General features: G+C 49.1%; 14 protein-coding genes. 6 read left to right on the forward strand and 8 right to left on the reverse strand.

Annotation, left to right across the window (positions count from 1 at the left end; all coding sequences use genetic code 11):
- Positions 1 to 26 precede the first annotated feature (26 nt).
- Complete coding sequence (locus tag EL633_RS27845) at positions 27 to 920, reverse strand: TIGR03621 family F420-dependent LLM class oxidoreductase (protein ID WP_246039273.1); 894 nt, start codon at positions 918 to 920, stop codon at positions 27 to 29.
- 158 nt (positions 921 to 1,078) lie between these two features.
- Between EL633_RS27845 and EL633_RS27850 the strand changes: the two genes are divergently transcribed.
- A complete protein-coding gene (locus tag EL633_RS27850; protein WP_126630507.1) occupies positions 1,079 to 1,696 on the forward strand; it encodes a TetR/AcrR family transcriptional regulator in 618 nt (205 codons plus the stop codon).
- Between the two features lie 103 nt (positions 1,697 to 1,799).
- Here the strand turns inward: EL633_RS27850 and EL633_RS27855 are convergent, their stop codons facing one another.
- The 3 genes from EL633_RS27855 to EL633_RS27865 form a co-directional block, all read right to left on the reverse strand.
- Positions 1,800 to 2,027 carry a hypothetical protein gene (locus EL633_RS27855; protein ID WP_126630508.1) on the reverse strand — a complete coding sequence of 76 codons (228 nt, stop codon included), beginning with the start codon at positions 2,025 to 2,027 and terminating at the stop codon, positions 1,800 to 1,802.
- Positions 2,028 to 2,113: 86 nt separating this feature from the next.
- Positions 2,114 to 3,214 carry a threonine aldolase family protein gene (locus tag EL633_RS27860; RefSeq protein WP_126630509.1) on the reverse strand — a complete coding sequence of 367 codons (1,101 nt, stop codon included), beginning with the start codon at positions 3,212 to 3,214 and terminating at the stop codon, positions 2,114 to 2,116.
- A gap of 108 nt (positions 3,215 to 3,322) precedes the next feature.
- The gene (locus tag EL633_RS27865; protein ID WP_126630510.1) at positions 3,323 to 3,856 is read right to left on the reverse strand and encodes a hypothetical protein; all 534 of its coding nucleotides are present in this window, start codon (positions 3,854 to 3,856) and stop codon (positions 3,323 to 3,325) included.
- Between the two features lie 254 nt (positions 3,857 to 4,110).
- On the opposite strand from EL633_RS27865, the gene EL633_RS27870 reads away from it, so the two are divergent.
- The 3 genes from EL633_RS27870 (at position 4,111) to EL633_RS27880 (ending at position 6,589) form a co-directional block, all read left to right on the forward strand.
- Entirely contained in the window at positions 4,111 to 4,461 is a 351-nt protein-coding gene (locus EL633_RS27870; protein WP_126631911.1) for a YciI family protein, read from the forward strand.
- 111 nt (positions 4,462 to 4,572) lie between these two features.
- Positions 4,573 to 5,841, forward strand: a complete 1,269-nt coding sequence (locus EL633_RS27875; RefSeq protein WP_126630511.1) for an RNA polymerase sigma factor — start codon at positions 4,573 to 4,575, stop codon at positions 5,839 to 5,841.
- Between the two features lie 133 nt (positions 5,842 to 5,974).
- Positions 5,975 to 6,589: a GNAT family N-acetyltransferase gene (locus EL633_RS27880; RefSeq protein WP_126630512.1), complete on the forward strand. Its 615-nt coding sequence runs from the start codon at positions 5,975 to 5,977 to the stop codon at positions 6,587 to 6,589.
- Between the two features lie 107 nt (positions 6,590 to 6,696).
- Here the strand turns inward: EL633_RS27880 and EL633_RS27885 are convergent, their stop codons facing one another.
- The 4 genes from EL633_RS27885 to EL633_RS27900 all read right to left on the reverse strand — a co-directional run bounded on the left by EL633_RS27885 (position 6,697) and on the right by EL633_RS27900 (position 10,200).
- A complete protein-coding gene (locus tag EL633_RS27885; protein ID WP_126630513.1) occupies positions 6,697 to 7,152 on the reverse strand; it encodes a hypothetical protein in 456 nt (151 codons plus the stop codon).
- 25 nt (positions 7,153 to 7,177) lie between these two features.
- Positions 7,178 to 8,311, reverse strand: a complete 1,134-nt coding sequence (locus EL633_RS27890) for a ParM/StbA family protein (protein ID WP_126630514.1) — start codon at positions 8,309 to 8,311, stop codon at positions 7,178 to 7,180.
- 468 nt (positions 8,312 to 8,779) lie between these two features.
- Positions 8,780 to 9,139 carry a cupin domain-containing protein gene (locus EL633_RS27895; RefSeq protein ID WP_126630515.1) on the reverse strand — a complete coding sequence of 120 codons (360 nt, stop codon included), beginning with the start codon at positions 9,137 to 9,139 and terminating at the stop codon, positions 8,780 to 8,782.
- Positions 9,140 to 9,642: 503 nt separating this feature from the next.
- Positions 9,643 to 10,200, reverse strand: coding sequence for a fascin domain-containing protein (locus EL633_RS27900; protein WP_126630516.1), 558 nt, complete (start codon positions 10,198 to 10,200; stop codon positions 9,643 to 9,645).
- 387 nt (positions 10,201 to 10,587) lie between these two features.
- Here EL633_RS27900 and EL633_RS27905 point away from each other — a divergent pair, with 387 nt between their 5' ends.
- Positions 10,588 to 11,631, forward strand: a complete 1,044-nt coding sequence (locus tag EL633_RS27905; RefSeq protein WP_126630517.1) for an NAD(P)H-dependent flavin oxidoreductase — start codon at positions 10,588 to 10,590, stop codon at positions 11,629 to 11,631.
- 126 nt (positions 11,632 to 11,757) lie between these two features.
- A complete protein-coding gene (locus EL633_RS27910; protein ID WP_126630518.1) occupies positions 11,758 to 12,513 on the forward strand; it encodes a carbon-nitrogen hydrolase family protein in 756 nt (251 codons plus the stop codon).
- Positions 12,514 to 12,611 lie beyond the last annotated feature (98 nt).

The following is a 12,611-nucleotide window of genomic DNA, read 5'->3' on the forward strand; positions in this document are numbered from 1 at the left end:
CCATCACCACGGATAGGTTAGCAGGCTTATTTTCCGGTCAGGCGGGCAACAACAGGAGCAAAATTTTCGAGCTGATTTTCACCAACTTGAATATAGGAGAAGCCAAGTTCTTCACGCTGTTTTAGCAAGCTCTCAATAGCCTGTTCGGTACTCAGCGGCGTTGGCTGGATTGGCATCGGTGGACCATTAACTAAACGCGCGACCTTGACAGGGCTATCTGTAATCACATAATTAAACACTGCCTGGGAAAGCTCCAACTGCTCAAAGCGCTCTCCAGCAGCTTCCCGCAGCCAATCGATTTTTTGTGCCATCGATACATCAGTTGCACCGCTTCCTTGTGGCGAATATTTAAGGTTCGGCGAGATGATATCGGCCTGGCGCGCAGCAATAGAGAGCAAGCGCTTGCCCGCGCTGCCAATGAAGATGGGTGGATGCGGCTGCTGAACTGGATGCGGGAGTCCCGGCAGGTCGGTAATCGTATAGTATTTGCCGCTAAAATTGACACGCTCCTGACAAAAGTATTGCTTGATGATAGTGAGCGTTTCTTCAACACGGCCAACACGATCACCAGCAGATTCAAATGGCAGCCCCATCTGCGTATAATCCATAGGACCAACGCCCGCGCCAATGCCAATTTCAAAGCGTCCATCCGAAAGCAGATCTAACGTGGCTATCTCTTTGGCCAGGATGGCGGGATGGCGATAATCATTACAAAAAACATAGCTACCTACGCGCAATGAACTGGTTGCGGTCGCGGCTACACTCAGAGAGGCAAAAGGAGCCAGCCCCATCTGCGCCCGATCAGGCAGTAGCAGGGTCGAGTAGCCGAGTTCCTCAATCAGACGTGCATAGGTAATCCAGGCCTCACGGGAAGCGGCACTTCCACCAACAACTCCAAAACGAAATGGTCGTTGCATCATGCTTTTTTCCTTTTCGCTGCATAAATCCTTGAATAGGATAGGTACTTTACAACAATCTCAAAACGGCCTTATTATTAGCCAGACAATCTATACAAATTCTCATTTAATTTAGATATACAGACTATACAATTAAATTACGAGAGGTGTCAAGGTTTTTTATGAGTCCTCGTCCATATCGACTTGGTCAACGGCAGGCGAACACGGAACAGACCAGAAGCCGTATCATTGCTACGACCCGTGAGTTACTGATGACTCATGATGGTTTTACCCATTTTTCAATAGAACTGGTGGCCCGCCAGGCCGATGTGGCACGCATGACGGTCTATCATCAGTTTGGCTCTAAAATAGGTTTACTGGAGGCATTGTGTGATTCACTGGCTGCAAACGGTGGGATGGCCCAGGTGGCTGGCACGTTCCAACTCCCAGAGCCACGTGATGCACTGAAGCAATATATCACTATTTTCGGTCATTTCTGGCATGCCGATCGGCTAGTAACACGGCGGCTCCGCGCCCTGGCTGGGCTGGATCCAGAATTTGAGCAGGTCATTCACTCACGAGATGAGCGACGGCGGAGAGGGGTTGGAGTGCTCGTCGCACGTATACAAGAGCGCTATGGGTATCCTCCCCCTGAAAAAGCCGAAGAAGCTATTGATGTACTCTTTACCCTCACCAGCTTTGAATGTTTTGATAGTCTGGCTGGCAAGACCCGTAATCCAGAGGAAGTTGCCCCACTGGTGTATAAATTAGCATGGATAACGCTAGAGCAACTCTCATAGTACAAACATAGCTACTTCCATATACAGTTTATGCTTATGTATTCAGGCATGTACAAATAATACATCCTGAATACATAAGCATAAATGCAAGACCCGTGAACAATTAATCTACGGATTTTTCAGAGGCACACTCTAAGAGCGACATCGCAATAGGCAACGCTTCCACAGCGTCATTATGCCATTGATAGTAGCCCAACCAGAAGTGGGCCTCCGTAATCAGATCGCGTACACTTCCAGCGCGCAGTAAGCGGGCAATACGCTCCTCATTATCTTCTCCTTGCTTCTGTAAAGGAGAAATAAATTGCTCTTCCATCTCGGATTCGTCGGACATGTTTTTTCACTTTCGTTTGGTTGAAAATCTTTCTTCTGAATAGTCTCTGAAAAGAATACATGAAAAAGCTGCAGACTTCAATACAGCTAACGGGCGGCTTCTACTTTCGCAAATAGCTTTTCAAATAAAGTAACTATTTCGTCAGTACTCAGGTCCAACGATGGATCACCGACGGTTAGTTCAAATTTTTGGTAGGCTGGCAGTTGGGTGGCCACGAGAGGTCCAAAGAGCCAGGTACCAGTCTCCTCAGCGATGTCGAGGGCCGCTTCGGTCAACTGCTCACGGTCGCCGCGTATAAAGACATGCATCATGTTGGTTTGAGGAACGGCTGGCAAGATCTCGATCTGAGGAAAGCCAGCCAGCGCGGCGGCAATGGCCCTGGCTTTTTGATGATAGGCGTCCATCCGTGATAAGCGTTCAGTCAGGCCTTTCCGAGCGGCTAAGACATAAGGATAAAGCCGGCTCAGATTACCACCTTGACGACGTTGCCAGATACGCGCCTCGGCAATCATCTCAGCAGGTCCAGCTAGAATAGCTCCAGCAATACCGCCCAGGATCTTATAGAAAGAGACATACACACTATCGAACAGGCCAGCAATTTCAGCATAGTCGCGCTGATAGTAAGGTTTACATTCCCAGAGACGTGCTCCATCCAGGTGAGTAGCCATATTGTGCTCACGAGCCCAGTCAATTATAGCTGTCAATTCATCCCAACTGGAAAGTTGTCCACCAATTTCACGCTGCGGCAACTCCAGCAACAAAGCGCCCAGCGGCTCGGCAACGGCTTGCAGATCATTAAGGGTCATAAGTTGATAAGGAGAGCCAATTAATACCGTCTCTAATCCATGCAAGCGTTGGGGGGCCTGAAATTCATGCAGTTCTAGATGCGCAGTTGGATGATAGCCAACCCGTGGCAGGTGGCGACGATCAGTCCAGATACGCAAAGCGATTTGCTGACACATCGTACCACTGGGCATAAAGACGGCCGCCTCTTTACCAAGCAATTGAGCTACCTCAGCTTCAAAATCCCGAATAATTTCTCCGCTACCATACATATCAGGAGCTTCACCGTCCCGCACCGTCTCAGCCAACCCATGCAAAATATCTGCTAACGGCTGCGGATAATGTCCCGCCAATGAGCGGCTACACGCATTCCGAATCTGCTTTAGATCTCGTTCCTTCGTCATAATCGCGATCTTTCTCGTTCTCTGGAATTACACTACCAGCATATAACAATATATATCTTTATGCATTGTAGCAGAAGTAGGAATCGTTAGCCATGTAGAAACAACAATCTATTCAGGCAAGCTACGCTGATCCCGCAGGCGTTCTACCTGTGGACGCAACACACGCTTATTCTGCTGCGGATTGACTACCGAAGGATCTGGCACCCATTCCAGCAAACCTTTGTCCATGGCCCGTACGATGCGCATCCGATTGGCCTGGGTATTCTCACCAAACGCCAGCGCCGCCGCAGTACTGATTGTAATCAAATCGTCTGCTGAGATCCACCAGCGCGTCCGTGAGAGCAGAATACCGGTATCCGTTTTCCAGAATGCGTCCGGCAACTGTACATGGATCTGTAAAGCATTACCCGTCAACGTCTGCATCACGCGATCCAGCGCGGACTCAACCTGATGCATCATCTCTACAGAACGCGTACATTCCCCGTTAGCCACCTGAATCAATAATCTGAGGTCATCGCCCAAAGTATCCTGGTTCCCACCCGCCAGTCCAGTCTGCATCCCCAGCACCACCGCAAGTTCCTGATAATGCTGCCGCACCTGTGCCATAATCTCGTCCACCAGCGTTTCATTAAAAAGAGCCATGTAATCGCCCACCTTTTCATCTTTATAAAATTGCTCAACCGCCTACATTATAACAATACTAACGTTAGTTAACCAGCAACATCTTGTCATGGCGGTCTGACAAAGGATTTGTGGATGCAGTCGAAATTTCGTTCGAATTTGTCATTGAAAGTGTCGATTTCACCAGTATCCATTCGTTATTCTCACGAGAACAACAATTAGTGTTGGCCTCGTACAAATATCAGGATAAGATCCTGGGATTAAAAGGAGTCTGCATGCGCTATCTAGTACTCATTTATGGCAACGAAGCGGAACTAGCAAATAGGAGCCCCGAAGAAAAACAGGCAGAGATGACTGCATATAATGATTTCACCTCAATGATCCAGAAGCGTGGAGTACAACTTGGTGGTGAAGCTCTGCATCCAACCTCTTCCGCTACGACGGTACGTGTACGCCAGGGCAAAGTTTTGACGACCGATGGTCCTTTTGCTGAGACAAAGGAGCAACTGGGCGGTTTTTATATCATCCAATCAGAAAACCTGGATGAAGCCATTGAGATTGCCGCTAAAGTACCCAATGCGACTGATGGCTCTATCGAGATTCGCCCGATTGTCGAGTGGAATTAAATTTGTAGCCAGCGTAAAAGGAAAAGGATGTAGCTTTATAGGCTATATCCTTTTCCTTTTACGTGATGATACTATCAATGGTAAGTAGATATGTTCTACAGGAGGCACACTATGGCGACCGATGTTCAGCAACAACTGGATCACATCTTTCGGCAAGAAGGCGGTCGTGTGCGTGCAACCTTGATTGCCCACTTACACGATTTCGAATTGGCCGAGGACGTTCTGCAGGAGGCCTGCCTCAGCGCGATGGAACATTGGACACAGGATGAGATACCGGCAAATCCTGCGGCCTGGCTCCTGGTAACCGCCCGGCGTAAAGCGATTGATCGTCTACGCCGTATGCAGGTATTGGCCCAGAAACAGGCCGAAGCTCAATTACTGGGCACCCTCTACGATGATGCGACTACATTTGGAACTGAAGATTTCTTTCCCGATGAACGACTCAAATTGATCTTTACCTGCTGCCACCCTGCCCTCAATCAAGATATTCAGGTGGCCCTGACACTCCAAACGTTAGGTGGACTCTCAACTACAGAGATTGCCCATACGTTTCTGGTTCCTGAAAGTACCATGGCCCAGCGACTTGTGCGCGCCAAGCGCAAAATTCGGGATGCGGGCATCCCTTACTCGGTACCCCGGGTCCATCAATTGGAGGAACGCCTCAATGGTGTGTTGATGGTGCTTTATCTTATCTTCAATGCAGGCTATATCGCCAGCGAGGGCCAGACGCTGCAGCGCAACGAACTCTGTAGTGAGGCCATACGCCTGTGCAGAGCGCTAGCATCGCTGTTGCAACAGGTCCCGCATACGGCAGAACATCCTGAGGTCGCTGGCCTGCTAGCATTGATGCTGCTACATGACGCCCGGCGCGAAGCACGCAGTGGTCCCGCCGGAGAGCTAATCATCCTTGAAGAACAGGATCGTAGCTTATGGGATCAAGCGCAGATACAAGAAGGTATCATGATTCTGGATCAGGCCCTCATGGCTCGAAAACCCGGTCCCTATCAGATTCAGGCGGCTATCAGCGCTTTACATTCCAGAGCCAGCAGTCCTGAAGACACTGATTGGATGCAGATCACGCTACTCTATGCCGCGCTGATCAAGCATAACAACTCACCCGTAATCTGGCTCAACTGGGCGGTGGCGATAGCCATGGCCAGTTCTCCTGAGCGGGGTCTCGAACTACTCGCAGAATTAGACACAGCCAGTATGCAAAACTACCACCTCTTTCACGCCGCCCGCGCCGATCTGTTACGTCGCAACAAAGACTGGTCTGCCGCCCGCCAGGCCTATCAGCAAGCATTAAGTCTGACGCAGAATACTGTCGAGCAAGCCTTCCTACGGCGACGCCTCAATGAAATGTGCGAGAATGGCGAGTAACGCAATTACGCTTTACTATCACAGCACATACTCTTTCAACGATATGCATCAAAATCACAAATACATGCGTACAATATTGACATATAAACTATACTTGAAAAGAGCTAAAAGTAAGTATAGGAGCTAAAGAGACATGAATAGTCCACAAAAAGTAAATGATGCGCCTGTGATCAATATTGTCGGTGAAAAGGTGGCGTTGGGTCCTATTCGTCGGGAATTGATACCGCTCTACCATCGCTGGATCAACGATTTTGCCGTCCTGCGTACCCTGTATATTCCTCGTCCCTCCACCATGGAGGAGATAGAAGCCTACTTTGAGAAAGATGTAGAGCAAGAAAAAGTGCGCCATGCGGCCTTGTTTACCGTCTATGATCGTGCCACGATGACGCCGATCGGTCGGACCGAACTGGATAACATTAATTATCGCGATCGCAGTGCCGGCTTTGGGATTGAAATCGGGGAAGCCGAATATCGTGGTCGTGGTTATGGAACTGAGACCACGCGTTTAATGCTCGATTATGCCTTTACGGTTATTGGTCTGCACAGTGTTAATCTTGAAACCTGGGAATATAATCTGGCGGGCCAGCATGCCTATAAAAAAGCTGGTTTCAAAGAATATGGTCGGCGGCGGCAGGCCAAATTTATGCGCGGCCAGCTCTGGGATATTATTCATATGGATTGTCTGGCCAGCGAGTTTGTCAGTCCTATCTTACATAAAATTATGGTGCCAGATGAGCCACGAACATAACTCTTGCAACCAATATGTTGAAGTACTGCTGCAATTCATAAAAATGGCGATCGTCACTGTTAACAGTAACGATCGCCATTTTTATGCTTGATGCTGCTACCAATCCTTTAAAGGATTGACCAGTAGTCGGCGGCATCATCAGCGTTCTGCTCGGCATTGGTGGACGTAGAAACGACTGATTCGGTATCTGGTACAATTGCCCGCATACGGCCAGTTGGCTGACGTACGGGCGCATTCTCATACGCTGAGATGGATCCCAGACGCGTGGGTGCCTGCGGCGCGGCTGGCGCTTGTGGCTGCATACGTGTAGGTTTCTCAGCCTCTGGCTTCTGTGTCACCTCAGGGGCGGCAGGGGTCATAACCGCAGGGACACGCACAACTGGTTGTACAATACCCTGATTCATCATCTCATAGTATTCGGTCAAACGTAAAGCTATCAGTTGTCCGGGATTATCAATCATATGATGCTTGACAGCATCTTGCCTCAATGCCTCTAATGCTTCAGAGTCCTTCAACAGACCAACTGTGAAATGTAGGAATTTCTCTGATGAAGATTGTGTCATATGACTAAACTCTCTACTCTATGAACTAAAATATACGAATATTGGCGGCGCTTCCATTGCTACTGCTGGTAGCACTTCCGGTCTGCACTTTGCGTATCAAGAGACGACCTGCCAGTGTGCAGTACCCAATACAGTTTGCATGCACGGGATCATCAGGCCGGGAGAGATGAGGAATACGTTTTTTGAGGAAGCTGTAAAAGTAGAAGACGCCACCACCAATATTAAGGACCGGCTTAAAACTGGCTGCAACGGCGTCACGATCGCTCTGTCGCCAGGCGGACGCCACAAACGACACGATCTCACTACCAACCTGTGCGACTGCTTCCTTGACCAGACGCTCTAAATCATAATGACCAATCGTCTGACCATATGAGGAGATCTCGGGATAGCGCGCAATCTCTCCTTGTTCCTGGGCCGCGTAGGCATGCATGATCTCACGAGACTCAAACAAGGAAAGCGGTCGATCGTACTTATTCTCAAAGGAATCCATCACCATCTGGGTAGCCATTTCTACCCCGACTGGTTTACCTTTACAATATTCGACCACGGGCACCTGGCCACGGGCCACATAAAGATCGGTGGTACGTCCACCAATATCAATGACCGCGCTCTCAGTCATTTTATTGCTTGAGCGCTCGTTGTAAGCGATCAGTGCGCCCGCACCTTCCATCACCACGGTAGCCAGTTCGACTACAACACGGCGTGGGGTCGATTCATCATTTAATGTGAATGTATAGGTTCCATCCAATGATTCTTTGATTGCTGAACGCAGGGCAGCATTTTTGATATAGGTTTCAGCGGGTAGGCCGGTAACAACATAAATACCAAATTCAGCATCAGGAATCAAAGTTGCGGCAATGGTGAGTAGACCACGTAAACTGAAGCGGCTAGCATAGCGTTGAATATCTCCACGTCCATGGTAAACTTCGACTGCCTGCTGCAATGCCAGGTCGCCAATTGCATAGGCCGCCTCTTCCTCCTCAAACTGCATTACATGCACATTTGATTGATCGACATTGACACCCAGATTGCGTAATGCGGTTGTGTCAACTTTGGCAAAGGCGGTCGGTATACTCAGCGATACGGTCTTCCCATTTATGACGGTAACACCACCTATTTCGGCATTACCAAAATCATGTCCGTAAGGGTACCATTTCATCGATTTTGAGCTCTCTTCTGTGACTTCTAAATATAAAAATAAGTGATACAAGTCCACCAGTAAAATTATTATTTCATTTAAATTTTGCAACGAGATGGGGTGAGATGCATAACTTTTTGCCCTTTTATGGTACTAATGTCAGTTAATGGCTAATATTATATAGAATGTCACTCGCTGATGGCTCGCGCCTACGGCGCGAGGTAGGGGAGTTGAGGGTAGCGGGCGGCCGCAGCCGCCCGCTACCTTCAATGGGTCAGGGATGGCATGAGTGTCATGATACCCTCCATGGGTCAGGGATGGTATGAGTGCCGTGATACCCTCCATGGGTCAGGGATGGTATGAGTGCCGTGATACCCTCCATGGGTCAGGGATGGTATAAGTGCCGTGATACCCTCCATGGGGTAGGGGTGGATGAATACAGTTGTGTATGGGGTTAACACAATTGTATTCATCCGGGGGCTGGGCTATCTAGCTTTCCATTTGGGTGCGTTCGGGACGGAAGGCTGGCATGCAGAGGGACCAGTATTCGCATTGGGTTTCTGCGCTGGCGTTGCTGTAGATGACGCGGGTACCGCGACTGACCAGACAGGTTTCGCCGGCTCCAATTTCGACGCGTTGACCGTCGGCTTCGATTGCCAGTTTGCCCTGGACTCCGATGACGACTTCATCAAACTCGGCGATCTGCGCAGGCTCACGCCAGGCTGGCGGCGCGAACATGTGCGCCAGACTAAATGCGTCTTGCGCGGTATTCAAAACGCCAAAATGCTCATCTATGATCTTTCCATCTTCACGTGGGAAAATGCTACCGTGTTCTACTTTCTGTAACATAGTATCTCAACCTTTACATCTTTCTATTTTTGCTCTCAGTTCTATAATATCCTATCCTAACAAACACGCGTCAACTCGCATTGAACATGCCCCTCATATATCAGATAGGGTGGCTAGAATCTAGCACTATAAGAAAATTATTGAGCACAAAGCCTCAAGCAAAGAGCTTCTTTGCAGCGCTCGTTAGCTCCTAGCTATTCTATAGTATAAGCGATAAAGCATAGCTATTCAGGATACTTTCGAATTCAAATATCTCTGCCCTGCTTCGCAAGGCCAAAATCGGGGGTGCGGCGATTTTATCCCAAAAACCCTTTTCCTCCTTTTGGGCGCCGCCTGCTGCAGTGCCCAAAAGGAGGAAGAAGAGAAACGAGGAGTCAGAACGCTCGTTCTTTACATTCGAGGTAACTCGTAGTGTGATGGATCAAGCTTATATGGTTCAAAGAAGAGGAGGGAGCCACTGGCCCTTATAACATGTGATTTATGCAAAAGCTATTATGTTCACCTTAGTGACCGCAGGTGATCGTGAAGATCTCCCATGATCCAAGTCTTGTCGCATCAGTGTGAATGGTTTCGCTCTTTCTTCCACCTCCGTCTACAGCGGTGACATAGTTTCCGTTGCTCGTTTGGATGGCGTACTGGTTGGCGCTAAAGAGGGTAACCAGTTGGAAGATCTCCCATGACCTGGTGACCGTCGCGTTGGTATGGATGGCGTCGGTAGACCCAAGACCCACACCTCCACCGTTTACAGCGGTAAGCCAGTTATGGTTGCTCGTTTGGATGGCGTATCCTGTGGTCCCAAGGCCAACTATGGAGAATTTCTCCCATGACCGGATACTCGTCTCGTTGGTACGAATAGAGTCTGTTGTACCTCCACCTCCGTTCATTGCGGTAAGGAAGTGCCCGTTGTTCGTTAAAAAAGCACAACCTGTGGTCGTGCCAGTAGGTGAGATGAATGATGGTTGGGCAGCGCTTGCCGATGCCATATTTGTCAGGCTCAACAAACAAATCATAACGGCAGTAGTAATGCCTGCAAGCCGCACAAGTAGATTCTTGATACTCATATTTCTTCTCCTTCAAGTGTAATCAGTTGCTCTGCATATTCCTCTTCATTCCATATTTGCTATAGGCCTAATATACCTGCAACAGCACGTTATGCTCATCGGTAATCTTACCCATTTTTTTGTTACGAGAAGGTTTATCTGTTTCTCGCCTAATGGTCGTTAAGCGTTTCTCCCATCAGGGTCACAATATCTCAATAAACACAACCGATAAAATTGTTGTGCTATGCGTTGATAGGTTGTAACTTGAAATCGAAGTAATACTAGAAATATGTTTTTAGCTGCTATTCTATTACCACTCCTGCCGTACCCAATGTGCAGCAGCACCAGGTAAGATAAGAAGAAGGTTAAAAAAAGCCATAGCATCCATAGCTATAGAAGGAGCAAGAGATGTTACGCACACGCTTGACCGAAGAGTATGGGATCGAGTTGCCGTTTGTGTCGGCTGGAATGGCCTTTATTGGAATGCCTCCACTGGTAGCCGCCGTTTCTAATGCGGGCGGTATGGGTACGCTGGGCGCCTCACTGGTGCCACCCGATGACTTACGTACGCTGATCCATATGACGCGGTCAATGACCACACGCCCATTTGGGGTCAACTTCATTACGCCATTTATTGGCGAGCCACACATAGCGGTATGTATTGAGGAAAAGGTCGCAGTCGTCAGCTTTTTCTGGGGCGATCCTCCCGAGACCTTTATTCAGCGTTTGCATACAGCGGGCATAAAGGTATGGATGCAGGTTGGCTCGCTCGCCGAGGCACGCACGGCTGTTCGCAGTGGCGTCGATGCCGTGGTCGCGCAGGGATCGGAGGCAGGAGGACACAATCGTAGTACAGCAACAAGCCTTACGCTCATCCCCGCTGTTGTGGACGCTATTGCTCCTATTCCTGTTATCGCGGCAGGAGGCATCGCCGATGGGAGAGGGGTAGTGGCGGCCCTGGCACTCGGTGCGGAGGCGGTCTGGGTGGGCACACGCATGGTGGCCAGCCAGGAAGCATACGCCAACGAAGAATATAAGAAGCGCATCGTCGCAGCCGAGGGGGCTGATACGGTTCGCACAACGATCTTTGGACCTGAGTGGCCCCATCAACCGATGCGCGTTATTCGTAATCGTGTGGTTGAAGAGTGGGCTGGCCAGGAGACCAGAGTTGTCTATGATCCTAATCCTACGACATTTATCGGGCAGACGCGCATTGGAGGCCAGGAGGTGCCGCTACCAAAGTTCTCAGCGCTCCTGCCTACTCCCGATACCACTGGCGACTGGGAAGAAATGTGCTTTACCGCTGGCGAGTGTTCCGGGTTGATCAATGAGGTTAAGCCTGCCGCCGATATCGTGCATGAAATGATGGAGGAGGCAAGGCAGATTATCAGGTACCGCCTCAACCATGTCCTGCATTCGCCAGATGGACAGGCCACTTCTCCCAATGCTTAAAGGAAAGAATGACTCCCATACGCATTATGCATAATAAATGCTCTGGTCAGAGGTTTATTGATAATGTATGATGAGCTTAAAATAAATGCCACGCTTTTTCATCCATGGGAGGACATATAAACAAAAATGAAAGTAACTGTTTGTGAACTACCCGATAATCGTAATGCGTTTGTATCGGCCTGGAAAGATCTGGTCGCTTATGTGCAAGAGCAGCAGAGTGATCTGCTGCTCTTGCCAGAGTTACCATTCGTCAGGTGGTTTGCCAGGACACCTGAGTTTGATGGGCAGATCTGGCAGCAAGCACAGGCTGAACATGATGCCATGATGGATCAGTTACTATCTCTGGCTCCAGCCACCGTTCTGGGAACACGTCTGGTGACTGAGGAAGGACACCATTTTAATCGAGCCTTCACCTGGACTGAGACAGAAGGATATCAAGGGATTCACGATAAATATTATTTTCCCAATGAGGAAGATTTCTATGAGCGTAACTGGTTTGATCGTAATCAACGCGATTTCTCATTGGCACATGTGCAGGATATGCAGATCGGCTTTTTGATCTGTACAGAAGTAATGTTTAATGAGTGGGCCAGATATTATGGGCGGCAGGGAGCGAATATCATCGCGGTACCACGTGCGTCTTCGCTGAATATTGAGCGCTGGATGGTCGCGATCCGTATGGCGGCGATTGCCTCCGGAGCCTTTGTGCTCTCGTCTAACCGCGTCGATGAACACTTATTTGCAGGCCATGGCGTCATCATTGATCCCGATGGTGATGTTCTAGCAACCACCTCTCGGCAGACACCATTTGTCACACGTAACATTGATCTGGCCACAAGCGCGCAGGCCAAACTGCTCTATCCAAGGGATGTGCTGGAATAATAGTCAACGCATCGTCACCTGGAACAGACTATTTGAGTTGTCATAAGCTACAGGTGCCTATCTCACGATATGCTATACTTGACGTTAGTGCTCAATGA

The sequence above is a fragment of the Dictyobacter alpinus genome (assembly GCF_003967575.1).
In the GTDB taxonomy this organism is placed as follows: domain Bacteria; phylum Chloroflexota; class Ktedonobacteria; order Ktedonobacterales; family Ktedonobacteraceae; genus Dictyobacter; species Dictyobacter alpinus.